General features: G+C 48.7%; 22 protein-coding genes. 16 read left to right on the top strand and 6 right to left on the bottom strand.

Annotated features, from left to right (window positions below; genetic code table 11):
* Window positions 1-57 precede the first annotated feature (57 nt).
* From AC0YNT_RS25210 to AC0YNT_RS25220, 3 genes are read left to right on the top strand one after another with little or no spacing between them, the layout of a single operon-like run.
* On the top strand, window positions 58-1101 hold the full coding sequence (locus AC0YNT_RS25210; RefSeq protein WP_475807079.1) for an aliphatic sulfonate ABC transporter substrate-binding protein: 1044 nt from the start codon (window positions 58-60) through the stop codon (window positions 1099-1101).
* Window positions 1102-1129: 28 nt separating this feature from the next.
* Window positions 1130-2059 carry a TauD/TfdA dioxygenase family protein gene (locus AC0YNT_RS25215; RefSeq protein WP_475807080.1) on the top strand — a complete coding sequence of 310 codons (930 nt, stop codon included), beginning with the start codon at window positions 1130-1132 and terminating at the stop codon, window positions 2057-2059.
* Window positions 2060-2113: 54 nt separating this feature from the next.
* The gene (locus AC0YNT_RS25220; RefSeq protein ID WP_475807081.1) at window positions 2114-2419 is read left to right on the top strand and encodes a Dabb family protein; all 306 of its coding nucleotides are present in this window, start codon (window positions 2114-2116) and stop codon (window positions 2417-2419) included.
* A gap of 60 nt (window positions 2420-2479) precedes the next feature.
* Here the strand turns inward: AC0YNT_RS25220 and AC0YNT_RS25225 are convergent, their stop codons facing one another.
* The gene (locus tag AC0YNT_RS25225) at window positions 2480-2707 is read right to left on the bottom strand and encodes a hypothetical protein (RefSeq protein WP_475807082.1); all 228 of its coding nucleotides are present in this window, start codon (window positions 2705-2707) and stop codon (window positions 2480-2482) included.
* Between the two features lie 279 nt (window positions 2708-2986).
* Here AC0YNT_RS25225 and AC0YNT_RS25230 point away from each other — a divergent pair, with 279 nt between their 5' ends.
* The 4 genes from AC0YNT_RS25230 to AC0YNT_RS25245 all read left to right on the top strand — a co-directional run bounded on the left by AC0YNT_RS25230 (window position 2987) and on the right by AC0YNT_RS25245 (window position 8495).
* The gene (locus tag AC0YNT_RS25230; protein WP_475807083.1) at window positions 2987-3655 is read left to right on the top strand and encodes a bifunctional 2-keto-4-hydroxyglutarate aldolase/2-keto-3-deoxy-6-phosphogluconate aldolase; all 669 of its coding nucleotides are present in this window, start codon (window positions 2987-2989) and stop codon (window positions 3653-3655) included.
* A 282-nt stretch (window positions 3656-3937) separates the two neighbouring features.
* Window positions 3938-5323, top strand: coding sequence for a class II fumarate hydratase (gene fumC, locus AC0YNT_RS25235; protein WP_475807084.1), 1386 nt, complete (start codon window positions 3938-3940; stop codon window positions 5321-5323).
* A 556-nt stretch (window positions 5324-5879) separates the two neighbouring features.
* Window positions 5880-7847, top strand: a complete 1968-nt coding sequence (locus AC0YNT_RS25240) for an ABC-F family ATP-binding cassette domain-containing protein (RefSeq protein WP_475807085.1) — start codon at window positions 5880-5882, stop codon at window positions 7845-7847.
* 18 nt (window positions 7848-7865) lie between these two features.
* Window positions 7866-8495 carry a fumarylacetoacetate hydrolase family protein gene (locus AC0YNT_RS25245; protein WP_475807086.1) on the top strand — a complete coding sequence of 210 codons (630 nt, stop codon included), beginning with the start codon at window positions 7866-7868 and terminating at the stop codon, window positions 8493-8495.
* Window positions 8496-8574: 79 nt separating this feature from the next.
* Here AC0YNT_RS25245 and AC0YNT_RS25250 read toward each other — a convergent pair whose 3' ends face one another.
* The 3 genes from AC0YNT_RS25250 to AC0YNT_RS25260 form a co-directional block, all read right to left on the bottom strand.
* A complete protein-coding gene (locus tag AC0YNT_RS25250; RefSeq protein WP_475807087.1) occupies window positions 8575-9441 on the bottom strand; it encodes an alpha/beta hydrolase fold domain-containing protein in 867 nt (288 codons plus the stop codon).
* Window positions 9442-9784: 343 nt separating this feature from the next.
* Window positions 9785-10219, bottom strand: a complete 435-nt coding sequence (locus AC0YNT_RS25255; RefSeq protein ID WP_475807088.1) for a Dps family protein — start codon at window positions 10217-10219, stop codon at window positions 9785-9787.
* Between the two features lie 59 nt (window positions 10220-10278).
* Window positions 10279-11313, bottom strand: coding sequence for a LacI family DNA-binding transcriptional regulator (locus AC0YNT_RS25260; RefSeq protein WP_167278733.1), 1035 nt, complete (start codon window positions 11311-11313; stop codon window positions 10279-10281).
* Between the two features lie 445 nt (window positions 11314-11758).
* Here AC0YNT_RS25260 and AC0YNT_RS25265 point away from each other — a divergent pair, with 445 nt between their 5' ends.
* The 4 genes from AC0YNT_RS25265 (at window position 11759) to AC0YNT_RS25280 (ending at window position 16262) form a co-directional block, all read left to right on the top strand.
* Window positions 11759-13072 carry a sugar ABC transporter substrate-binding protein gene (locus AC0YNT_RS25265; RefSeq protein ID WP_475807089.1) on the top strand — a complete coding sequence of 438 codons (1314 nt, stop codon included), beginning with the start codon at window positions 11759-11761 and terminating at the stop codon, window positions 13070-13072.
* Between the two features lie 91 nt (window positions 13073-13163).
* Window positions 13164-14477 carry a carbohydrate ABC transporter permease gene (locus tag AC0YNT_RS25270; protein WP_475807090.1) on the top strand — a complete coding sequence of 438 codons (1314 nt, stop codon included), beginning with the start codon at window positions 13164-13166 and terminating at the stop codon, window positions 14475-14477.
* Window positions 14474-15313 carry a sugar ABC transporter permease gene (locus AC0YNT_RS25275; RefSeq protein WP_167278736.1) on the top strand — a complete coding sequence of 280 codons (840 nt, stop codon included), beginning with the start codon at window positions 14474-14476 and terminating at the stop codon, window positions 15311-15313. The genes AC0YNT_RS25270 and AC0YNT_RS25275 overlap by 4 nt, the downstream gene beginning before the upstream one ends.
* Window positions 15314-15794: 481 nt before the next feature.
* Window positions 15795-16262 carry a hypothetical protein gene (locus AC0YNT_RS25280; RefSeq protein ID WP_475807091.1) on the top strand — a complete coding sequence of 156 codons (468 nt, stop codon included), beginning with the start codon at window positions 15795-15797 and terminating at the stop codon, window positions 16260-16262.
* A gap of 11 nt (window positions 16263-16273) precedes the next feature.
* Here the strand turns inward: AC0YNT_RS25280 and AC0YNT_RS25285 are convergent, their stop codons facing one another.
* Window positions 16274-17866: a response regulator gene (locus AC0YNT_RS25285; protein ID WP_475807092.1), complete on the bottom strand. Its 1593-nt coding sequence runs from the start codon at window positions 17864-17866 to the stop codon at window positions 16274-16276.
* Window positions 17867-17879: 13 nt separating this feature from the next.
* Window positions 17880-19685, bottom strand: coding sequence for a sensor histidine kinase (locus tag AC0YNT_RS25290; protein WP_475807093.1), 1806 nt, complete (start codon window positions 19683-19685; stop codon window positions 17880-17882).
* Window positions 19686-20013: 328 nt separating this feature from the next.
* Here AC0YNT_RS25290 and AC0YNT_RS25295 point away from each other — a divergent pair, with 328 nt between their 5' ends.
* The 5 genes from AC0YNT_RS25295 to dgoD all read left to right on the top strand — a co-directional run bounded on the left by AC0YNT_RS25295 (window position 20014) and on the right by dgoD (window position 25792).
* Window positions 20014-21468 (top strand): extracellular solute-binding protein, encoded by a 1455-nt coding sequence (locus tag AC0YNT_RS25295; RefSeq protein ID WP_475807094.1) that lies wholly within the window; start codon window positions 20014-20016, stop codon window positions 21466-21468.
* Window positions 21469-21556: 88 nt separating this feature from the next.
* On the top strand, window positions 21557-22465 hold the full coding sequence (locus tag AC0YNT_RS25300; RefSeq protein WP_475807095.1) for a carbohydrate ABC transporter permease: 909 nt from the start codon (window positions 21557-21559) through the stop codon (window positions 22463-22465).
* Window positions 22466-22504: 39 nt separating this feature from the next.
* On the top strand, window positions 22505-23833 hold the full coding sequence (locus AC0YNT_RS25305) for a carbohydrate ABC transporter permease (protein WP_475807096.1): 1329 nt from the start codon (window positions 22505-22507) through the stop codon (window positions 23831-23833).
* A gap of 8 nt (window positions 23834-23841) precedes the next feature.
* Window positions 23842-24609 carry an SDR family NAD(P)-dependent oxidoreductase gene (locus AC0YNT_RS25310; protein WP_475807097.1) on the top strand — a complete coding sequence of 256 codons (768 nt, stop codon included), beginning with the start codon at window positions 23842-23844 and terminating at the stop codon, window positions 24607-24609.
* A 49-nt stretch (window positions 24610-24658) separates the two neighbouring features.
* Entirely contained in the window at window positions 24659-25792 is a 1134-nt protein-coding gene (gene dgoD / locus AC0YNT_RS25315; RefSeq protein ID WP_475807098.1) for a galactonate dehydratase, read from the top strand.
* Window positions 25793-25850: the final 58 nt, after the last annotated feature.

Consider the following 25850-nt stretch of genomic DNA (forward strand, 5'->3'; position numbering starts at 1 on the left):
TTATTCTCTAAATCCGATTAAGTAGATAAGTAAACTTAGGTTAAGGGGATGGAGCTTATGAAGAGAAACAAGTTACGAACATTTACGATTACGGCGTTGTCGATTATTGCACTGGTATCGGTGCTGGCTGGCTGCGGCAGTAACAGCAAAGCTTCGAACGAGAAGTCGGAATCAGACTCGGCGGCAGCACCATCGGCCGAAGCAACAGATCGTCCTCATGTTACCGTAAACGTTGCCATTAACGGCGGATTGTCGCCGCTGCTGCTGGCCAAGCAAAAAGGCTGGCTGGAGGAAGAGCTGGGGCCGCTGAATGCAGAGGTAAGCTGGAGTGAATTCCAGAGTGGTCCTCCACTGCTGGAGTCACTTGCCTCGAAGCGGGTAGATCTCTCCTTCCTCGGCGATGGTGCAACGATCTCCGGATTGTCGGCGAACCTGCCATTCGAAGTCATTGGGCTGGTCAGTGATGGCAAGCTTGCGAATTCGATTATCGTGCCAAAGGACAAAGGGGTTTCAAAGGTTGAGGATTTGAAGGGCAAGTCAGTGGCTGTTGCAAAGGGTACGACGGCACATGTGTTTTTGCTGAAGGTGCTTGAGAAACATGGGCTGAGTGATAAGGACGTTAATCTTATTGCTCTGCAGCCAGAGGATGCATTACCTGCGTTCGAGACTGGCAAGGTGGATGCGTGGGTAACCTGGGATCCTTACACGACAAAGGAAACGGCATCTGGTAAGGCAACCGTTATCGCGGGAGCAGAGGAAGGGATCGCGGCACCGGTATCTGCCATTGCAAGATCGGAGTTTGCAGAGAAGAATCCGGACCTGGTCACAGCATTTTTGAGAGTGTACAAACAAGCCATTGACTGGCAGAACGCTAATACCGACGAAGCCGTTCAGATCTATGCCGATCTGAAGAAGATTGATGCAGGTGTCGTGAAGGCGTTGCTTGCAAGCTCAGCCCCTAATCTTCGAGTGTATACCCAAGAAGAGCTGGATGCGCAGCAGAAGTCGGCGGAGCTTTTGCTCAGTAACGGCTTCATTAAAAATAAGGTTAGCTTCCAGGACCATGTAGCGTTTAGTTATCTTGAGAAGCTGTCCCAATAAATAATACAAATTAAAGGAGCGATTATCCATGACTCAATCAACAGTCGACACATCCCGTCAATTTGATCTTTTCTCGAAGCGCCAAATCCAAGGCGGTCCACGTTTCTTGCAGCGTTTGGCTGATGGCCTTGAAGAGCGTCCCTATGAATTATTCACATTGAAGTCGCTTGGCCCGGTGATCGGTGCTGAGATTGAAGGAGTGGACCTTAGAGAGCAGGTATCGCCGGAGGTGAAGGCTGAGCTGCATCGTGCATTACTGGAGTGGAAAGTGCTCTTCTTCCGCGATCAGGATATTACGAGCCAGCAGCAGCTGGATTTTGCAAGACAATGGGGTGAGCTTGAGAATCATCCGTTCCTGCCAAAAGGTGCAGCCGCTGAAATTACTCGTTTCGAGAAAGACGCAAACATGAAGGGCCAAGAGAATAATTGGCATACGGATGTGTCTTGGCGACTGGAACCATCCTTTGGCGCGGTGCTCCGTTTATCCGAAGTGCCTCCACAAGGCGGGGATACCCTTTGGGCGGACATGGGCGCTGCATACGATAACCTCCCAGAAGAAGTAAAAGAGCGTATTAATGGTCTGACAGCGATTCATGACTTTACGCCAACTTTCGGACGGAATATGCCGCCAGAGCTGCTCGCTCAGAAACAAGCGGAGTTCCCGGCTGCTGAGCATCCTGTTGTCCGGACACATCCGGAGACTGGACGCAAGACGCTGTTCGTCAATCGGGTATTCACCACACGAATCGTTGGGCTTGACCCGGAAGAAGGCGAAGAGCTGCTCCAGTACTTGTTCAGACAAGCGGAGATTCCGGAGTATCAAGTGCGTTTCAATTGGGCGAAGAATTCGATAGCGCTATGGGATAACCGTTCGACGCAGCATTATGCCTCGTCCGATTATTATCCAAACCGCCGTGTGGCGGAACGGATTTCCATTATTGGCGACCGTCCTTATTAATTATATACTTAAGGCAGGCTTGGCCTGAACAAAGCGTTGAAGGAGAGGAAGCAATTGTCGACATCTTGGATCCAGCATTCCGTTATTTTTACATTAAAGCATGAAGAAGGTTCTGAGCAGGAGCGCAAGTTTCTGGAGGATGGCAAGGCGATTCTCAGCTCCATTCCTGTTGTGTCGCAGTTCCGGGTATTCCGGCAAGTAAGCCCAAAGAATGATTATAAGTTAGGATTCTCGATGGAGTTCTCTGATCAGGCGGCTTACGAGGCGTATAATGTGCATCCGTTGCATGTAAGCTTTGTAGCTGAGCGCTGGGAGAAGGAAGTAGAAGCGTTCCTCGAGATCGATTATTCGGAAGTTTAGAACAATAGGAGGGTGTCTCACGAGGTCTGAACAGGCCGCTTGGGACACCCTCTTTTTGCATTAGTAGGCCGGTTCAAAGGAAAAGGAAGCAATGTTCATAACCAGCACGTATCTGGTTTGGTTCGTATCGGTAACAAGTGTCAAATAAGAGGGATCAAATGCCGTCAGAATGCCTTGCTCCATACCGGCAGTTGTCGATAAGGTCATAAGGCTGCCTTTATGGCGGGTCATTAGGGAGAAAAGGGTTGATCCTGGTGTAATAAGATGGGAAGCAGATGGCGTTGTCATTAGAATCATTCCTTTCTTGAAATAACTGAGGTGAAATATAAGAAAGTATAAATTTTCATTTTTACTATGCTTATATTTCATCCGCGAAACGTAGGCTGCTCCTCCTGAGGACGGCACAGCCGTTTACGCTAGACTATATTATAAGTATCCGCTTACAAGCGAAAATGGAACCAGATTTTTGTAAGGGTTGTCCGAATTGTGGATATGTGCCTATAATGGAGCGGGAATGTTCAATCTTTTTGCGTTTATTTCACCTATGACTATGGGAGGTCATTATTCATGAAGAAGCTGAAAGTACTTGGGCAATTAGTAGAGGCAGGTGTCGTTGCCGTTCTGCGTGCAGATTCACCGGAGGAAGTAGCGGAGATGGCACGCCGTGCTATTAAAGGCGGAATTAAAGCGATTGAAATTACGATGACAGTGCCGTTCGCGCTTCGTGCGATTGAACAGCTGTCCAAAGAGTATTCCAGCACGGCTTCACCGGACTCGGAAAACTTTGCAATTATTGGTGTTGGTACGGTACTAGATCCGGAGACAGCTCGCGCTGCTATTCTGGCCGGTGCGGAATTTGTTGTGGCACCTGCTTTTAACCCGGATACGATTAAGCTTTGCAACCGTTATTCGATTCCTGTAATGCCGGGCACGATGACGATTCATGAAATTCAAAGCGCGCTTGAGCTTGGTGTTGATGTGGTCAAGCTGTTCCCTGGCAATCTGTATTCGCCTAGCATCATCCCGTCGATCAAGGGGCCATTGCCGCAAGCGAACATTATGCCAACGGGCGGCGTATCGCTTTCCAATCTGAAGGATTGGATCAAAGCAGGAGCAGTAGCGGTTGGTATCGGTTCTGACCTGACGAAGGATGCAGTAGCTACTGGCGACTTCTCACTTATCGAGCAGAAAGCCAGCGCATATATGGAAGCTTATCGCAGCGCGAAAGGCTTGTAAGACTCGAAACGTCCTGAGTGAGGAGGGTTTGTTCCCCGCTCAGGGCTTTTTTTAAAATATAAGAAAGTATAAATTCACTCTATACAGCGCTTATATTTCACCCGCGAAACGTAGGCTGCTCCTCCTAAGGATGGCGCAGCCGTTTACGCTTGTGCATGCCGCATTTTGTGAATTATGCCGTCCCGGCATCGATATGAGGCGGTAATCGTATTGAAATGACTAGGTGATTTTGTATAAAGTAGTACTATGTGCATGTAATAACGAAGGAGGCCGTTAAAGAGCATGGAATTCCGGATTGAGAAAGACACAATGGGTGAGATTAAGGTTGCTGCAGACAAGCTGTGGGGAGCTCAAACCCAGCGCAGCCTGCAAAACTTCAAAATTAGCGGCGAACGGATGCCGATTCAAGTTGTATACGGTATGGCGATCATTAAGAAAGCTGCAGCAAATGCGAACCAAAAGCTTGGCATGATCGATGCGGAGAAATCCGGCGTAATCGGCGAAGCTGTTGACGAGATTTTGGCTGGCAAATGGGATGAGCAGTTCCCGCTTGTTGTATGGCAGACAGGCAGCGGTACACAAACAAACATGAACGTGAACGAAGTTGTTGCTTTCCGTGCTAATCAGCTGCTTGCTGAACGCGGCAGTGCAGCGCGCATCCATCCTAACGATGATGTGAACCGTTCGCAAAGCTCGAATGATACATTCCCGGCTGCTCTGCATATCGCAGGTGTTGTTGAGGTAGAAGATAAACTGATTCCAGCCATTGATGTGCTTGCGGGTACGTTCGCAGAGAAAATGGAGAAATTCGATAACATTGTGAAAATCGGCAGAACGCATCTGCAGGATGCTACTCCGATTACGCTTGGCCAAGAAATCAGCGGCTGGCACATGATGCTTGAGAAAACTCGCGCTATGCTGATTCAAAGCGTAGACACGATGCGGGAACTTGCGCTTGGCGGTACAGCGGTTGGTACTGGCCTGAACGCTCATCCTGATTTTGCTGTTCAAGTGGCAACTGAAGTTACAGCTCTGACAGGTAAAACATTCATTACAGCTCCAAACAAATTCCACTCGCTGACAAGCCATGACCAAATCGTGTACGCACACGGTGCTGTTAAGGCGCTTGCGGCAGATCTGATGAAGATTGCGAACGATGTTCGCTGGTTGGCAAGCGGCCCGCGCTGCGGCATCGGCGAGATCACGATTCCAGAGAACGAGCCAGGCAGCTCGATCATGCCAGGTAAAGTAAACCCTACACAAAGCGAAGCGCTGACGATGGCAGCTTGCCAAGTGTTTGGTAACGACGCAACAATCGGCTTTGCAGCAAGCCAAGGTAACTTCGAGCTTAACGTGTTCAAGCCGGTTATTATCTACAACTTCCTGCAATCCGTTGCTCTCATGGCGGACGGTATGATCTCGTTCAACGATAACTGTGCGGTTGGCATCGAGCCAAACGAAGCGGTAATCAAACGTAACCTGGATCAATCGTTGATGCTGGTTACTGCTCTGAACCCGTACATCGGTTACGAGAACGCAGCAGCAATTGCGAAAAACGCACACAAAAAAGGATTGACGCTGAAAGAATCCGCGATCGCAAGCGGCCTTCTTACTTCGGAGCAGTTCGACGAATACGTGAAACCGGAAGCTATGGTCGGCAAACGTTAATTTTAGATAAGATGCAGGCTCCGAAAATTCGGAGCCTGTTTTTTGTTTGTTAGGGCTTGTGGAGACCCTAGCTCTCAAATCAACCGTTCATCTCGGCGCTCAACATTGCTGCCCGGCTGTGTTAAGGTCCCTCAGGGACCTTAACTAGTCGACTAGCTACCATTTTCTTTAACTTAAGGTCCTTGAGGGACCTTAAGTTCTGTTTGAACATTGGAAAAGTGCGGATTGAGACTGGTGTTTGGAGGTTTAAGATCCCTAGGGGACCTTAACCAACCGACTAGCTACCTTTTTCTTTGACTTAAGGTCCTTGAGGGACCTTAAGTTTTGCTTGAATAGTGGAGATGGGTGGGCAATGGTCAACGTTTGGTTGGCCGATGGCGTGGGTTTTGGTGACATAAGGTCCCGGGGAACCTTATGTGGCGGTTGAATTAGTTTTGGACTATGGAGCGCAGAAGAGATGGCTCGGGTGCCAGCGAGCGGTGGAGTATGGTATGATACGGGTGGCAGATGCCCTTGCGGGATGCTGCACATTTTGGATGTAAAGTAGGGTTCCCTCATGCATTTATTATCGGTTGAACATATAACGAAAAGCTATGGCGAGAAAATGCTCTTCGAAGACGTGACCTTTGGCGTCGAGGATGGAGATAAGATCGGCATTATTGGTGTGAACGGTACAGGTAAATCAACGTTTCTGAAGGTAATCGCAGGACTTGAGCCTTCGGATGCTGGCGGAATCTCGATCGGCAACCGTGTGGTTGTCCGGATGCTTGCGCAGGACCCGGTATTTGCACCCGGCGAAACAGCATTGGAGCATGTGCTTGGCGGCAACTCGCCTCAACTGCGCGCAGTTCGCGAATATGCGGCTGCCCTTGAGGCGCTTGAGCTTAAGCCAAGTGATGAGTCACTGCAGGATCGGCTTATTAAAGCGAATCAGAAGATGGATGAGTTTGATGCTTGGACGCTCGAAAGTGAAGCGAAGACGGCACTGGGCCGGCTGGGTATCTTGAATTTTGACGATAAAGTAGATACCTTCTCAGGTGGTCAGCGGAAGCGTGTCGCGATGGCGGCGGCGCTGCTGCAACCATCGGATATTCTTATTTTGGACGAGCCCACCAACCATATTGATAATGAGTCCGTTGCATGGCTCGAAGGTATGCTGCAGAAACGCAAAGGCGCTTTACTTATGATTACGCATGATCGCTACTTCCTGGATCGGGTCAGCAACCGCGTAATTGAGCTGGACAAAGGGCGTGCGTATTTCTATCAAGCCAATTACAGTCGTTTTCTTGAGCTGAAGGTGGAAAGGGAAGAGCGGGAGGCGGCTTCGGAAGATAAACGTCAGAACCTGCTTCGTAATGAGCTGGCTTGGATTCGTCGTGGAGCGAAAGCCCGGTCTACCAAGCAGAAGGCCCGAATCGATCGGTTTGAAGATCTGAAAGCGCAGGCTCCTAAGCAATCTTCTGGCAAAATGGATGTATCGGTTGCCTCGACACGGCTGGGTAAAAAAATCGTAGAGATGGAGTCGGTCTCCAAACAGTTTGGTGATCGTACCCTCATTAAGGACTTCAGCTATATCGCAGTACCTGAGGATCGTGTCGGTATTGTTGGCCGTAACGGCAGTGGTAAATCCACTTTGCTTAACCTCATTACAGGCAAGCTGCAGCCCGATGAAGGGACAATTGAGCTGGGGATGACCGTTAAGATCGGCTGGTTCTCGCAAGAGCATGAAGAGATGGATGAGTCACTTCGTGTGATCGAGTATATTCGCGAAGATGCGGAGCAGGTGCGCACGGCAGATGGTACAACAATCTCAGCGGGCCAAATGCTGGAGCGGTTTCTTTTTCCGCCTGCGATGCAATGGTCGATCATTAGCAAACTATCTGGTGGTGAGAAGCGCCGTTTGCAGTTGCTTCGTGTCTTGATGAATGCACCAAACGTGCTGCTGCTGGACGAACCAACCAATGATCTGGATATCGCGACATTATCTGTTTTGGAAGATTATCTTGATGACTTCCCAGGTGTCGTGTTCGTCGTATCCCATGACCGTTACTTCCTGGACCGCACGGTAGATAAGATCTTCGCGTTCGAAGGAGAAGGCGTTATTACGCAGCATGTGGGCAACTATACCGAATACCAAGAGTACGTCGAAAAGTTTGGCAGCGGTGGCAGCTCATCTAGCCAATCGGCAGGAAACGGCAAACCAGCGCAGGCGGCAGCCAAACCAGCTGCTGGGACAAATGCTCCTTCCGCAGACAGCGGCAGCAAGCCTGCCGGTGAACGTGTAACACGTATGTCCTACAAGGATCAGAAGGATTACGAGCAAATTGATGAATGGATCGCGAAAGCAGAAGAGCAGCTGGCTTCTGTTACAGATAAGATGAATAACGCAGGCAGTGATTCTGTTTTGCTGCAGCAATTAATTGAAGAGCAGCAGCAGTTGGAGCAGAAGCTGGAGCAATTAATGGACCGGTGGACGGAGCTTAATGAGCTCGCCGAAATGATTGCTGCCCAGAAGAAGGGTTAGCAGGAGGAGGATTTCATAATGGCAAATGATATTCGAAACATATATTGCATCGGACGGAACTACCGTCTGCATGCGCTTGAGCTGGGTAATGAAGTGCCGGAGGAGCCGCTCGTCTTTACGAAGCCTTCCCATGCGGTTGTTCCGATGAACGGTAATGTAGTTGAAATTCCAGGTGGTCGTGGGGAAGTTCACTTTGAGCTGGAGCTCGTTCTGCGGATTTCCCGTTCCCTTGAGCCTGGCATGGAGCCGGACGAAATTATTGATGGACTTGCTCTTGGGCTTGATCTGACGCTTCGTGATGTACAAAGCAAGCTGAAGGCAAAAGGCCAGCCTTGGCTGGATGCCAAAGGCTTCAAAGCCTCCGCGCCGCTTGGCGAATGGAAGGTGTATCCGGGTGAAGAAGCATTGAAGGCACAGGATTTTGCCTTGCTTCGAAATGGCGAGCAAGCGCAAATTGGTAACTCGCGTGAGATGCTGTTCAGCATCTCCGAGTTAGTGCGGCATATCGATGCGCGTTATGGTCTTGGCGCTGGCGATATTATCTTCACCGGCACGCCTGCTGGCGTAGCCGCCCTGCATGACGGCGACGTGCTTGAAGCGCTTTGGAGCGGTGAAAAAGCAGCCAGCTGCACAATCAAATTGGTTTAGTTCATACAGAAAGCGGTATGCCGAATCAGGCATGCCGCTTTTGTTTTTGCAGGGTATATGTATGTTTGAGTAATGCTGTCTAAGTCTTTAAATAACGATCAATAAAATTCAGAACTTGCTTAATATTATCTGCGGTCTCGAATTCCTTGCCGCCATGGCCGGCTCCTTCGAGCAGATCCAGCTTCACTTTATCTGCACCAATTGCAGCAGCAAGCTTCTCATAGAAGACAACGGACTGCTCCGTGGGAATAAGTGGATCATGTGTGCCATGTTGGATGAGGAACGGAGGTGTTTGCTCCGTAATATAGGTTTCAGGATTGGCCGCCTTCACTTTCTCCGGAGCCTCCGTAATGGTCTGTCCGATAAGTAGCGATTCTGGGGAGTCAGAAGCAATGTGCACCTGATGTGGGGCAACAACGCTATGAATGAACAGTTCGTCCATCGTGAGGAAGTTGGTTGGGCCAAACCAGTCAACAACCGCCTGCACTTCAGAAGAGTAGTCAGAGTTGCCCATGCTGAGATCCTCAAGCTCGGAGTTAAACGCAGAAGTACCTGCAAGAGAAGATAGATGACCTCCGGCTGAACCGCCCCAAAGAGCGATTTTCTCGGCATTCAAATGGTACTTATCTGCGTTTGCCTTCACCCAACGGATGGCCGCTTTTACATCATAAATTTGGGCAGGGAAGATAGCTTCACCGCTTAAACGGTAATTGATAGAGACAACCGCGTATTGTCTTTTCAAGCCTTTCAACATAGGTTTCAGCTGCATATCGGCTTTATCGCCAAATTTAAACGCTCCACCATGGATGGACATAATGACCGGGAATGGCCCATCGCCAGTCTCTGGTAAATAAATATCAAGCTGTTGAGCAGGGGATTCGGTGTAATAAGGAAGGTTAAGCCATTTTCGTTCAATATTATTCGTATTGATTTTGTCCATCGGCATGCTGTTCATTCCTCCTTTAATGTATACAATAGTATACGATTCAAGAGGGAATTGGCAAATGTTTCAAGTTTATCATCCGGCCGCTGTGCCACGTCCAACTACGTCGTCCAATAAGACCCCGGCAGGGTCTTAACTCAGCTACAGCCAGCGGTTTTACCACATCCAATCGCCATTCATCGTTGAATAAGTCCCTGACAGGGTCTTATTGGATCAAATCAGGCTAGTCCGGTACTCAATAAGCCCCCGGAAGGGTCTTAACTCAGCCCCGGCCAGCGGTTTCGCCTCAGCGGCAAAACAAAACCCCGCCAAAGCTCAGCTTCGGCGGGGTTACAATCAAGTATGTTTAAGCGTTAAAGGCGGTCAGCATCCATACGTGCTTCTCGAGTGTAGTATGAATCGCAAGCAGCATGTCGGCGGTTGTCTCATCGCCGGCCCCTTGGGCAATCTCCATGCCTTGCTTTAATTCAGTGATAACAGTGGTGAAGTCGCTGATCAACGTCTCGACCATCTGGGTGGCTGATTCGCTGCCGTTGGCTTCTTTAATGCTGGCGATCTTTAAGTATTCTGCCATTGTAGCAACTGGCGCGCCTTTTAAGGCAAGCAGCCGCTCGGCAAGCTCATCGACATGCAGGGCAGCTTCCTCATAGAACTCTTGGAACTTTACGTGCAGGGTGAAAAACTGAGTTCCTTTTACATACCAATGATAATTATGCAGCTTAATATACAGGACGCTCCAGTTGGCAATTTGTTTGTTCAGGACATCATTTGTTTGAGTCATAGGTTCCTCATTCCTTTCCTAGACAATAGTGTGTACGCAGGAAAGGAATTACATACGCCTTAGAGAGGGCGATTGGCTGCCAAATGAACGGATGATTCCCGTACAATCAGCCGGTGTGGAATCGTGACATGAGACTGATGAACAGGCTCGTCCAAAATAAGACGGATCAGCATTTGGGATGCTGTATATCCAAGCTGGTACGTGCCGATATCAACGGAACTGATAGGTGGTGTCGCAAGCTCAGACAGTGCAATATTGTTAAAGCTGACAAGGCTGATATCATCCGGAACCTTATAGCCGATTTCAGTTAATCCACGTAATACGCCAAACGCCACGACATCATCAATAACGACTAGTCCGGTAGGACGCTCCGGCAGTCCCATGATAAAGGACATCGCACGGAAGCCGCTTTCCTGCAGGAACTCGCCTTCCACAATCCATTCTGACTGCATCGGCAGTCCAGCCTCGCGCATCGCTTTCTTATAACCTTCCATCCGATCATGTGAAACGGTCAAATTCGTTGGTCCGCTCACAAAGCCGATACGTGAATGGCCTTGCTTAATCAGATGTTGTGTCGCATCATAAGCAGCCTGCACGTTATCGTTATTGACCGTCATCATGTGGCTGCTTTCTTCATCGCTTCGGCCGATCAGAATGCTTGGGAAATCCTGCTGGTTCAAATGACGGATGAGTGGATCGTTTACCCTAGCAGACAGCAGGATCACTCCGTCAACTCTTCTGCCGAATACGAGTCTGGAGATCGTCTCAGTCTCATCGTGTGCACTTGTTGCTGTTGTTAACAGCATATCGTAACCCGCTCTCGTAGAGTGGGTTAATATTCCTCTTAATAATTCGCCAAAGAAGAAGTCCTGGAACAGCTCTTCTGCGGGACGTGGGAGCATAATGGCTAACGTCTTCGTTGTTTTTGATACGAGGCTCTTAGCCATGACGTTTGGATGATAGCCCATCTCCTCCATAATCTTTTTAACCTTGGCGGTAGTCTCCTTACTGATGCGGGGATGATTGGACACCACCCGCGACACTGTCGAAGGGGAGACTCCTGCTGCTCTTGCAATATCTTTAATGGTTACCATCGTTATCGTGATCCCCTTACCTGTTATGCAATCGTTTGAACTATATGCATTTATGTTACTTGAACGGCTGTTTAAAGTAAACTGTCTGACTTGAGGTTTGTTGAACAAAAGATGAAATATTGGGGAAATATGAGAAAAACGAAGGAATCTTGAGATAACTACAAGAATGCTTGTGCAGATCATCTGTGCAAACGTTTTAACAAACGAGATGGGCTGTTGTATGATGAAATCATGGATATAACGCTTTCATGGCGGTAATTGGCGTGATATAGGCTGATTAAAAGTGAAAACGATGCATTCCTTTATTTTTATGCGGCCTATTAAACAAACGTTTGCACAAACTAACTAAAGGTGGCGACGATAGCCGCAGCGTAGAAAAAGGAGCTAAATCGGTGCATAAAGCGTTTTTTTCCAAGTCGTACATTACGGAAGGGGATCTTTAAGAATGAGAAAATGGTTTGTATCGACGATGATCACAGCTTTGTTCATTGTGTCTGCCTGTGGTGGCGGCAACAATAACAACACTAATGCAGCAACGAATGCTCCAGCAACAACGGAAGAGGCTGCTAACAATGCAGGTAATGCAAGCGCTGCACCGGCTGAAGAAGAAATCGCAGCAGAAGAAGGCGCAACGCTGACTGTATGGGATTCAAAGAACGAGCGCAGCTTTGTAGAAGAGATGGCGAAGGAATTTACAGCAAAATACAACATCCCAGTTAAGATCGAAGAAGTTGAGTCTCCGGACCAAGTGAAGAAGCTGACAACTGACGGTCCTGCCGGCATCGGCGCGGACGTTGTAACTTTCCCGCATGACAACCTTGGTCAAGCGGTAGCAGCGGGCCTTGTTCTTCCTAACGATTACTTCGAAGACGAGACAAAAACAGCTAACGCTGAAGCAGCTGTGAGCGCAGTAACGTCCGATGGTATCCTGTACGGCTACCCTCGCTCGGTAGAAACTTATGCTTTGTTCTATAACAAAGATCTAGTACAAACACCACCGGCATCATTCGATGATATCAAAACATTCGCAAAAACCTTCAATGATCCTGCAAGCAATAAATATGCGTTCATGTGGGAAACAGGCAACCTGTACTTCAACTACATCTGGTTCGCTTCGACTGGAGGTTATGTGTTTGGTGAGAACGGTACAAACCCTGCTGATATCGGTATGAACAACGATGGTGCAGTAGAAGGTCTGAAATACTTCCAGTCCTTGAAAGAAATTCTGCCGATCAAATCCGGCGATGCTTCTGCTGATATTATCCAAGGTAAATTCGCAGACAAATCGGTTGCGATGACGATTACAGGTCCTTGGAAAGTAGCGGACTTCAAAAACCTTGGCATTAACTTTGGCGTAGCTCCAATCCCTACCATTAACGGTAAGCCGGCTGTATCGTTCTCCGGTGTTAAAGCTTGGTACGTCAACTCGTTCACGAAGTATCCGAATGCAGCTCGTCTATTTGCAAACTTCATCTCTTCCAAAGAAGGCCAGCTGAAAGACTACTCGCTCACTGGTGCTATTCCAGCGAACAACGAAGCGGTGGAAGATCCAACGTTCAAAGCGGATGAAATCTCCAGCGGTTTCGCGGCTCAATTCGTGAACTCACAAGCTATGCCTTCCATTCCGGAAATGGGCAGCGTATGGGATCCAATGGGTGCAGCGCTTGCTGACATCTGGAACGAGAGCAAAGACCCGAAGGCCGCTGCTGATAACGCAGTAACACAAGTACAAGAGGCAGTTAAAGGCGCGACGAAATAATCGTTTTTCTTAATAAAAAGAGATAGACGGCTCGCCCGCCGAAGCGACTACGACTTCGGCGGGCGCAAGCTATGGAAAGGAGTGCACGGATATGAATCGCCGCCGCAATACTGCTGCTATACTGTCAGCTTTATCACTAGGGCTTGGCCAGCTGTACAACAAGCAATTGATTAAAGGTCTTCTACTGCTTATTACTGAAGCAATAGCACTTTTTTATTTCATTCCGCGTTTGGCACAAGATATTTGGGGCATTTGGACGCTTGGGGATACACCATCCAAGATGATGAAGGTTGGGAAGCTTTATAAGACGGTCCAAGGAGATCATTCGATCTTCCTAATGATTAACGGCCTTATTACGATTTTGCTGCTTGCACTTTTTATTGTCATTTACATTATGAATATTCGCGATGCGTATCGTACGGGTGAGAAGACGGATCAAGGTGGAATGGCTGCGACCTTCCGAGAATCCATCAGTTATGTATGGGACCGCAAGTTCCCGCATTTGCTGCTGACTATACCGGGACTCGGCGTATTGTTCTTAACCATTATGCCGATTATCTTCATGATCCTGCTGTCTTTCACGAACTACTCATTGCCTCAACATATCCCGCCAGCTAAGTTAGTCGATTGGGTTGGCTTTAAGACGTTTAGTGATCTGCTGACGCTCAAGTCGTGGAGCAGAACATTCTTTGGCGTATTTACCTGGACGATTATCTGGGCCATACTGGCGACGGTAACCTGCTATTTTGGCGGACTGCTCGTAGCTCTTTTGATTGAACAGAAGGATGTTAAGTTTAAAAAACTATGGCGGACGCTATTCATTCTGCCTTACGCTATTCCGCAGATGATCTCGCTGCTTGTCATGCGTAATCTGTTCAACGGCCAATTTGGTCCAATCAACCAATACCTATCTTACTTTGGTTTTGGCAAGCTGCCTTGGCTGACGGACCCAACTATGGCGAAGGTAACTGCGATTCTCGTTAATATGTGGGTCGGAATTCCCGTTTCCATGGTCCTCATTCTTGGTGTCCTTACTGCGATTCCGAAAGATTTATATGAAGCGGCTGAAGTGGATGGCGCTTCAGGCTATCAGAAATTCCGTATCATAACGCTGCCGTTTGTTCTGTTTACGACAGCGCCGATTCTCATTACACAATTCGCAGGTAACATCAATAACTTTAACCTGATCTTCCTGCTGACGAACGGCGAGCCGCTCAACGGCAAGTATCAATACGCGGGCAGTACAGATCTGCTTGTGACGTGGCTCTACAAACTGACGCTGAACAACAGCCAATTCAACATGGCTTCGGCGATCGGCATTATTATTTTCATCATTATCGCTACGTTCTCTATCATTAACTATCGCCGTACGAAGTCGTTCAAAGAGGAGGACATGATCCAATGAAGTCTAGAGGCAGATATATTCGTTTGGCGCTCAGCTATGTGGTGCTTGCCTGTCTGGCAATCTGCTGCATTTATCCTGCGCTTTGGGTGCTGCTGTCATCACTCCGTCCAGGCACTTCGCTGTACAGCGATTCGTTTATTCCGAAGTCTTTCACCTTATCACACTACACGGAACTGTTTCACTCCAAGGTGTTTCTCTATGGCAGATGGTATTTGAACACGCTGAAAATTGCGATCCTGTCGATGATCTTCTCGACGATTCTAGCGACGATTAGTATGTACGCACTGTCGCGCTTCCGGTTCAAGGGACGGAAAACACTGCTGACAACTTTGCTCGTCCTTGGTATGTTCCCTGGCTTTATGAGTCTTGTACCGGTTTATATTTTCCTGCTTCAGCTTAACCTGCTTGATACGCATACCGCGATTATCATCGTATATTCCGCAGGTTCTGTACTCGGGAACGGTTTTGTTATTAAAGGCTTCTTCGATACTATTCCACGCAGCCTTGATGAGTCGGCACGGATTGATGGAGCGAATCATTTGCAGATTTTTTACCGGATTATGCTGCCGCTTGCCCGTCCGATTCTGATCTACGTGGCGCTGACGACTTTTGCCGGAGCATGGGTAGACTTTATTTTCGCCCGGCTGGTGCTGCGTTCCAAAGAGAATTGGACACTTGCTGTCGGCATGTGGGATCTGGTCAGTTCGTATCAGAACTCGAACTTTACGATGTTCGCCGCAGGTGCTGTGCTAATTGCGGTTCCGATTACGCTGCTGTTTGTCTTCCTGCAGAAATTCCTTGTTCAGGGGCTTACCGCAGGTGCTTCGAAAGGATAAGGATGACCGGAGCAAGCAGTGTCATATTGAAATAGTTACTGACCAGCCCTCTTAGAGGGCTGGTTTTTTAGTTTGAGGAGAACTCCCCTAATGATCGAACTGAGTGGGAGGAAGCTGCGGGAGGTTGGATTACATCCAATCTAACTTTAATTGAATGCAGAACGTGTGGGCTATGTTGGATTCCATCTAATAACTAACGCCAACTTTGGCTTATTCGCCTCCAATGAGCTGATTCTGCTGGATAATATCCAATGTAGCTTTTAGTTAGTAGGCCTGGCGCATCATTACGTTTGCAAAATACAGTCTGTGAGGGGAAGGGGACTTGGAGATGTGGTAGTGCGGACTAGTATAGACATGCGAGATTTATATAGATTGGTGAAATTCAATCAGTGTGCAGAGATTGAATAGTGAAAAAATGCGGTAAACTAATTATCTATGGCATAATAAAAACATGGATATATTTGTGGGAGGGGGAGGTAAGGTGAATACAAAATCACTCAGGATCGCAACGTTGGTTGTTCTGTTCATCAACCTGATTCTCATCTTTCTCGTGAACCTGTTTACGATTGAAATGGAGCCAGGCAAAGGCATCTCGGGCAATGGGAATCCCGCGATTGTTTTGTGGTTTATTGAGTTACCTGCGTATCTGCTTCTATTAATAGGGATTGCTCTTATCGTACACCGTGAGCGATATCTGGAGCGCCGAAAGGGGATAGGGATTCCTCTCATGCTGCTCGCATTTTTGGCGGTATCGATCTTGCTTCAAATAGATAATGCCTCACGAATCAAGGAACAAATTGACGGCCAAATTAATGAATTCGGTTGGTTAAATCAATATACAAATACGATCTATATTAACTTCTACTCATTTCTTAGCGGCATTCTGCTAATGCTGCTTATTCAATCGGTTATCACCCTGATACGTATCCGCTCAAAAGAACGGATTTGAATACTTACGATTCAAATCCGGTACGTCGACGGACTAACGCCTGTTACTTTTTTGAAAACGTTGCAGAAGTAGCCTTGATCCTCGTATCCGACTAGCTGCGAGATGCGCGCGATCTTCAGCGTCGTCGTCCGGAGCAGCTCCTTCGACCGTTCGATACGCACCCGCGTGACATAATCGTTGTAGCTGATGCCAACAATGTTCTTAAACCGTTTCGAGAAATAATTAGGATGGATATAGTACTTTTCGCTGACCCATTGCAGGGACAGGTCTTCGTTGTAATGCTGCTGCACATACTGCTGTACACTTACAATAATATCGTCGCAGGAGCGCTCGGCGCCGCTGTCGAGTACGCTGCTCAGCCGCTCGAGCTGCTGCTCGATAATCACAATAATTTCGCGCCAGTCTGTAAAGCTTTCAAAGCTCGCGATAGGCGTACCGAGATTCCAGTTCGGCAGCTCGAAGGCCGTCTTGGCGGCATGTTTGCGGAGGATATGAATGATCTCGGTGTATAGATATTCCACGTGCTCATACCGTGCGTCAGGCGACTCCGCGAGGGTATGGAACAGCTGGCCGGCATAATCGAGAAACTCGCGGTGCTGCCCAGCATCCAGTAAAGCAGTTAAACCACGCTCCGCTTGGTTAAGCAGTGGAAATACCACCCCTGCGGGTGAATGGTTGACCGTATCCGTGTAGACGTTGCCGCCCCCGAATAGCAGCCGGTTCTGAAGTGCCTTTCTCGCCTCCATACAGGAGAGTCTAAGCAGTGTCAATTCTTCCTTCACACCACCGACACCAATGGATACGATAAGCCCGAGATGCTGGCGAATCCAGCTGACTGTCTGCGTTAACGTTTCTATAATGATATCGAGATCGAGAGTGCTCTTTCGAGAAGCGAGGAATACAACAATCTCCTCCGAGTGGTAAGCATGTTTGAACGCAATGACTTCAATCGGGAGCGCAGCGAGCGCATTCTCAATACTATTCTGGACAGCGAACCGGGCAAGCGGCTCTTCGTTCTCCTTAAAGCGGGAAGTCTCATTACGATAGACGATCCGTACGGATACTCCTGCGAAGGTGCAGCTTCGAACGAGCTCGAAGGGGAGTCCGTCGAGGTGAGAGTCCTGCTCCGAGATTAGATGTGTAAGCTGAAAATCGAGCGGCTGCAAATGGCTCTGGCGGATCATTTCGTCCAGTGCATTCAGCTTGGAAAGATCCGCTTCCTGCTGCCGCTCTGCCCGCAGTTCCTCCACCAAGCCGATAAGCAGCACATGCAGCTTTTCTTTGTCGATTGGCTTCAGCAAGTAGTCTTTCACATGATATAGCAGTGCTTCGCGTACATATTCGAATTCATTGAAGCCGCTAATGATCACGAATTTCACATTCGGGAAGAGGACCCGGCCCTGGTTAATGAACTGGAGTCCATCCATACCGGGCATTCTCACATCCGTAAGGACGATATCTGGCTGGCAGTGGACCAGTTGAGACATCGCTTCAAACCCGTCGCCAGCTTCTCCGGCAAGCGTAAGGCCAAGCGTCTTCCAATCGATTTTGCGAATTAAACCTTCCCGCAGCAGCGGTTCGTCTTCCACAATAAGTACCTTCAACCGATTCATCCCCTCATGCAGTCCGCTTCGGCAGCTCGAAATAAATCTTTGTGCCTGCACCTGGCTGACTGTATATTTCTACCCGCGGGTCGCTTTCATAGTACAATTGAATGCGTTTGAATACATTCGCTAATCCGATCATGGTTCTTGGCGATGATTGCCTGGATACGATATCGTTCGGATTGCTCAATTTGCGGTGAAAAAGCTCAATCATGGCAGGGTCCATACCAACCCCGTTATCCTCAATCATGAATTTCAAAGTGAATTCATCCACACTGCCAAGCGTGACACGAACTGTCTTTTTACCGACTTTTTGCTCCAAGCCATGAATGATGGCATTCTCAACCAAAGGCTGAATGAGAAACTTCGGAATAATGATGTCCTCAATGCCTGGCTCCACTTCAATCTCGTAAGCGAACTGATTAGCGAACCTGATTTGATAGATGGACAAATATTGATTAAGGTGCGTAATCTCTTCCTGGACCGTTGCAAGACTGCCGCCGTTCAAGTTGTAGCGGAGCATGCTTCCGAGTGCGATACAAATAAAAGAGACTCGCTCGTCCCCGTCAATCGATGAAATACTGTCGATCGTGCTTAACGTATTGTAGAGAAAATGCGGGTTAATCTGCGTTTGCAGTGCTTTAATTTCGGCTTCTTTCTTCAGCAGCTCTGTCTCATACACTTTGGAGATCAGCGAGCTGATTTCAGCGGTCATCTTATTAAAGCTATGCTGGATGGTGGACAGCTCGTCTCTGCCTTTTACCTCGATCGTAGCCCCGAAATCACCCATTTCAACCTGCTTCATCTTTTTGTTCAACTCTTTCAGCGGGCGGGTAACGCCCGCGGCAATCAGCGAAGCGATCAGCATCGCGGCAAGAAAGCTGATCATGGCGATAATGATAAGCGTATGGCGGAAGGAGTTTACCTTGCTTAGCACTTGATCGAGCGGAATGTTGCCAATCACGATCCATTCGCCGGCACTGAGCCGTTCGTAGAAGCCGATATAGGTTTTGTTTCGGTTCTCGTATCGGAAGTTCACGTAGTCGCTTGATCTTGGCGCCTTCTTGTAAGCCGCGAACAACGGGCTGCGCGCAATGGACTTGCCGATATCTTCCTTGTTCTGCGCAAAAATAATATGGCCGGAGTGGTCCGCGATATAGTACTTGCTGGCGTCGCTCTTCTGCGGCACCGGAAAAATTTTGTCCAGCACGCCGGGGTCGATATCGATCTTGATGTAGCCGATCGGGTGCTGCTCATTCATCGTAATGCGCTTGAGCAGTTGTATATAGCTGATTGATTTGACCGGAGTAACGGTTGTACTGATGGTCGTGTGCGAGACGGTCCAAAAGGGGGAGCCTTCCATCCGGAGCGCTATATCGAACAGGTTTGCCTGCTCCTCATCCAGAAGGGATTTGACGTTCCGGTTGTAATAGTAGTAGCTGGAAATTTGCTGACCGTCCAGGCGGGTTATGGATATGAACGAAACGAGAGGATTTTGTAGTTTATTAAAGATAAGCCGATTGCGATAATACTGTTCATTGTCGGTATTGGGGGGACCATCCAGAAACTTCTGCAGGGATGTATCACTGAAATAGCTGTAGCCAATATTGGAGATCGTCTTGAAATGAAGATCCAGCGTATCGACTGACTGCGTGGTCATCTTCTCAAGACCCTGCAGCGTGGAAGCTTCGAGCTCGCGGCTCATCATGCGGTAATAGGAGTAACCCATAATGAGTGCTGTAAGGCTGATGACGATGAAGAAGGAAAGAATCATTTTATTGCGGAACTGCATGTTCAGGTTGAGGAATCGAGACCACATGGAGCAAGCAACCCCCTGCAATGAATTATCACCGCAATGGCCTCTTAATAGGCATCATGATGATTCATACTTCGAAAGCATCAGCTTATTACGATTGTATTCGAGATCTTCATCTGTTTTCCTTTTAAAGTGAATGCTTTCGATGTAAGAATCATCACAAACAGCCTGAATATGGCTGTTAAGGTGACAATTCTTTTTAGGAGAGCCCTGATTCTAAAGCTGCTTAAAATATTCCTAATAGGAGGTTAAGATATTACATAGAAAGCGCTGTCATTTTAGAACTATACTGGATTTGTAAATGCGATATCCATTCGAGGAGGGCATTCAATTGAAGAACAAACAGCGGTTTAGGACTTGGTCAAGTTTGGCAATTGTTCTTGTCTTAATGCTAATGGCATCAGCTTGCAGTGGGGGTAATAACAACACGACAAACACTTCTGAACCGACGAATGACTCTTCCAGCACGAATGCGGCAACAAACAACGGGGCAGATAATGCGGAGGCAACGGCAGATAATACAGCCTCAAGCGGCGGTACCGTCGAAATTACAGTATGGGATCAGCCGAATCCGGACGACACGATGAAATCAATTAAAGAAGAGGTTTATGCAGATTTCGAAACCGCAAATCCAAACATTAAAGTAAAGCACGAATTGATGCCGCAAGGTACAAATGACCGTGAAGTATTCGTAACCGCGATGGCAGGCGGCAATGGCCCGGATGCTTACCATTCGGCTCACTTTCCAATCATTGCGGACTGGGTAGGCCAAGGTCTTGCGCTTGACCTGTCGCCTTACTGGGACAGCTATGCAGACAAAGATAAATTCATTCCTTCCTCGATGGAAGCAGGCACAATTGATGGCAAAGTATATGGCATTCCCCACGATATGTATGTAACAGGACTGTTCTGGAACAAAAAGATGTTCGAAGAAGCAGGACTTGATCGTGATACGCCTCCGGCGAACTGGGATCAGCTGGTTGAATTCGGCAAAAAGCTGACGGATACAGGTAAGAAGCAATACGGAATTACGCTGCTTGGCATGGAATGGGCTGACTGGTGGTTTGAATATTATGTATGGCAAGCAGGCGGCGACCTGACACATGTCAATGCGGACGGTACGGTTCAATTGGCATTTACGGAAGAGCCTTCTGTGACCGCACTGCAATTCTATAAAGATCTGAAATGGGTGCACAAAATCGTACAAAACAACGTTCTCCAAAGCTACCAGGATAACATGAATGATATTTTCCAAAGCCGCGCAGCGATGTCCAATGCAGCTTCCGGCGGGTTCGGCGATTATGTAGCACAAGGGATGGACTTGAACGACGTTGGTTTTGCGCCATATCCGGTAGGTCCAGGTGGCAAAGGCCCAGGACAAATCGGCGGCTCTTACTGGATCATTAATCCGAAGACATCCAAAGAGAAGCAAGACGCAGCTTGGCAATACATCACGTACATTAACTCCAAAGAAGTGGCTGAGAAGTACCTTCAGTTCCAGCAAGACAACGGGATCTTCCCGAACCTGCTGTCTGTTCGCTCTGACGTCGATCCTTCTCAGTTTGCAAAAGACATTTCGCCTGAGCTTGTAGAGGCCGTGAACAAAGCAGCTTCCGACACGCATCTGGAGTACTTCTTGAAAGAACGTCTCACTCCATATGTCGTTAAAGCGGTTCAAAAGGCGCTTACAGACGAGAAATCCGATCCGAAGCAGCTACTCCAGGAAGCGCAGGATGCAGCGCAAAAAGAAGTTATCGATGCGTATAACGCAGCTGTGAAGAAATAAGAGGCTTGAAGAAAGGCGGAGTTGATTAACGGGCATGAAGACGCCGTGAACTGCTCCGCCTGCTATTTGGAAAGGAGGCGTCACAACGTTGAAAGCAGCTATAGAAGGCCGGAAGCCTCAGGTGCAAGTGCGGGTTAAACCTCGGTTTAAGATCTCTTGGACAGCAGTCCTTTTCTTGACTCCTGCTATTGTATGTTTCCTGTTGTTCAAGTACTACCCGCTTCTTCAAGCCGTGTATATGAGCTTCTTCGATTACAAGGTCATCAACCCGCCGGGCAATTTCGTCTGGCTGGATAACTATAAGTATTTAATCCATTCGACCGAGTTCTGGAATGCACTCCGAAATACATTTGTGTTCTTCTTTATCTATTTCATTCTCACGTTCTGGGTGCCGATTGTACAGGCGGTGCTCCTCAATGAGATTAAGTTCGCGAGCAAGACTCTGCGGTCCTTGTATCTGCTGCCAACGGCGGTTCCCGCAGTTGCCGGCTACCTGTTGTGGAAGTGGCTCTATAATCCGGATTACGGCTTATTGAACTACCTGCTCCATTTCATCGGACTTGGCCCGTATGGCTGGCTGAATGATCCTTCCATGGCCAAGTGGTCGATCGTGCTGCCAGGCGTATTTGCAACGGGAATGGGGATGCTGATCTACTATTCCGCGCTGCAGGGTATTCCGAGCGAGAACATCGAAGCGGCGAAAATCGACGGTGCCGGACCTTGGCGCCGGATGCGCTCCATCGTGTTCCCAAGCCTCAAATTCGTTATCGGCATACAATTTATTTCGTTTATTTGCGGCGTCTTCTTAACCTTCGACCCTATGTATATCATGACAGGCGGCGGCCCGGCCAGCAGCACAAAAACACTCTCCATGCTTGTTTTTAACAGCTCCTTTAAGGAGTTCCGCTTTGGGGTGGCAGGCTCGATCTCGTTTGTAATGTTTGTCATTATTGCAGTCATTACTTATTTGCAAATCAAATTATCGAACAAGGATTAATCGCTCTTTAGAACTTTGCTAAGCAGGAAGGAGCATTTCATGGCTGGACGCGGACGTATTAAGGAGAAAGGTTCAATGTCGGTCAAAATCGTTTCTTATTCGGTTGCCCTATTTTTTATCCTGGCTTCAATCGTGCCGCTGTTCTGGATGGTCAGCTCCTCAATGAAAGACAACATCACCATCTACAAGTTTCCGCCGACATGGGTTCCGGAGGTGCCAAAGTCGGTCAGTATAACGCTGAATTATGACGGCACGGATTTGAAGAAGGAAGATTACGAGCTTGATGCGATGGAAGCGATCTGGTTCACATGGAAACGAATGCAAAATGAAGCGGTTGGTGCGATGAAGGTTACAGGTGTTAAAGACGGTGTCGTGGTCTATAAAGCATCCATGCCTTCCTACAAGTTTACGGTGGGACGCTCCGAGATTGTCCCTACGATGGTCGCAACCCATGCCACGATGAAAAATAAGCTGCAGAAGATTCGAGACAACAAGTATACGACCTTTGACTTCAAGGGCGAAGGCGGCAAGTACAGCGGCGAAACGGCGATTCCTGCAGAGCTGCCGGAGCAGGCGGCTAATGCACTAAAATGGCTGTCCGAGTCCAAGGTGGTTAAGGGCAAGGTGCAAACCATCGATGAAGTAAACGACTGGAAGCGTCTGTTCGATAACTACATCGTACTGTGGGAAATGTCCGGCAGTTCGGACAGTAAGTCGAATACCGCATCGTTCGGCTTCCCTCACTTCTTGCTCAACAGTGTCCTTGTCACTGGTGCAACGATTATCCTTCAGCTTATTATCGGAGGCACGGCGGGTTATGCTCTGGCGCATCTTTTGCGAAGCAGAACAAGCGGTTGGCTTACGCTTTTCTTCGTCGCAACAATTATGATTCCCGAGATTGCCATTCTCGTACCGCTTTATCTAACGATGGATAAGCTGCATCTGGTCAACACGCTTTGGGGGATTATTTTACCGCATACCGCTTGGGGGATTGTTATCTTCTTATTCAAAGGATTTTTTGAGCAGCTGCCAAACGAGCTTCTGCAGGCGGGTCGGATTGACGGGGCGAGTGAAATGAGGATCTTCTATCGTATTGTTGTGCCGATGTCAGCGCCGATCTTCACTGTTGTTGCCGTTATGACGTTTATCGCGGTATGGAACGAATTTCTATGGCCGCTTGTCATTGCGCGGACACAGAATGTATGGACCTTTACCGTTGCACTGAATGACTTCCAGCAGCGGCGAAGCTTAGGCTCCAACGTAATTATGTCAAGTCTCGTCATCGCTACAATACCACTTATGCTCATTATTACGTCCTGTCAGAAACTGATTGAGAAAGGTGTTTCTTTCACAGGGCTGAAAGGGTAGGGGATCGCTTGGAACGTAAAATTGTTTTAGTAACAGGCTCCGGACGTGGGATAGGTACAGGGATTGCACATGAATTTGCCAAAGCAGGATATGATGTGTGCGTCAATTACAATAAAAGCGCTGAACAGGCGGAGGAAGTCGTCCGGCAGCTGCTGACCTATGGCGTGAGGGCGGAAGCGGTTCAAGCGAACATCGCCGATCTGGCTCAGATCGCTTCGCTGATTGAACAGGTGGAGAGCAGGTTTGGTGGGCTCGACGTGCTCGTGAACAACTCGGGTATTACGCGAATGCAGCCTTTCCTGGAGACTACACCAGAGCTGTTTGAAGAGGTTATGCATACCGATCTGCGTGGTTTATATTTCTGTTCGCAGCATGCGGCGCGCCTGATGGTCAAACAGGGCAAACGTGGTGTAATTATTCATATTAGTTCGAATCATGCAGAAGGCAATTGGTCAAATTCAACGGTGTACGCGGCGGCGAAGGCTGGAGTGAACAAGCTGGCGAAAAATATGGCACTTGATCTCGCGCCTCACGGTATTCGGGTCGTCGGGATCGCTCCCGGCTACACGAGGAACAGCAGGACCGAAGGCAATGAACGCGTCCAAAAGGCAATCGAGAATATTTCTTCCCGCATTCCTATGGGACGATTCTGCACGCCGGAAGAGGTCGGAGCAGCTGCAGTATTCCTCGCTTCGGACAGCGCGGGTTATATAACGGGAACGACACTTTATATGGATGGCGGTGCTCTTCTCCCGGTATGGGCGGAGAAAGGATAGCGCACTAATCGGCTGAAGCCAAGTATAGCGAAGTAAAGGAGTCCTAATCGTGAAAATAACGGATATGAAGCTTTACCATGTTAAGCCTCGCTGGCTGTTCCTGAAGATTGAGACCGACGAAGGGATCTCCGGATGGGGTGAGCCAATCGTAGAAGGCCGCGCTTTGACGGTTGCGACAGCTATTGAAGAGCTGAAGCGCTATCTGATCGGCGAAGATCCACTGCGTATTGAGCATCACTGGCAAATCATGTACCGCGGCACGTTCTACCGCGGCGGCCCGGTTCTCGTCAGTGCGATTAGCGGCATTGAGCAGGCGCTCTGGGATATTAAGGGCAAGTTCTACAACATGCCTGTTTACGAAATGCTGGGTGGGCGTGTCCGCGATAAGATCCGCATGTACTGCCACTGCGGTGGTGCAACGCCGGAGGAATTTGCTGCGAACGCGAAGCAGAGAGTGGCTGCGGGTTTTGATGCCATAAAGACCGGTGTAGACGCACCTGTCCGCAATGTTGATTCGCTGGCTTTCGTGGAGAGCCAGGTGAACAAGTTCGCGGCCGCACGCGAGGCGGTTGGCAGCGGCGTCGATATTGCAATCGACTTCCATGGGCGCGTCAGCCCAACGATGGCTATCCGTTTGGCCGCCGCACTGGAGCCTTATTATCCGATGTTTATCGAGGAGCCGTGTCTGCCGGAAAACGTGGACCAGTTGCTGCGAGTCGCTCAATCGACGAGTATTCCGATTGCAACCGGTGAGCGTCTGTTCACGCGCTGGGGCTTCCGCGAGGCACTTGAGAAAGGTGCTGTTGCTATCGTGCAGCCCGACCTATGCCATGCCGGAGGCATCTTCGAAGGCCGCAAAATCGCGGCAATGGCGGAAACTCACTATGCTTCCATCGCTCCACATAATCCGCTTGGACCGATCTCGCTTGCAGCTTGTCTGCAGCTTGATGCTTGTACGCCGAACTTCCTCATTCAAGAGCATCCGTCCATGGCGGAGAAGTGGGACCTAGGTGAAGGTTACTTAAAGCAGTCCTTTGAGGTGATCGACGGTCATGTTGCGATTCCACAAGGACCGGGACTTGGCATTGAAATAAACGAAGAAGCGCTGATCGAGCGCAGCTTCGGAGGCGATTGGGATACACCACGGCTTGCTTATGATGACGGCTCATTCGCGGAATGGTGATTGAATAGGTGTAGGATTAAATTAATGCAAAAAGACGGAGCAGTCATGCTGCATCCGT

The sequence above is a fragment of the Paenibacillus sp. J22R56 genome (genome assembly GCF_056269375.1).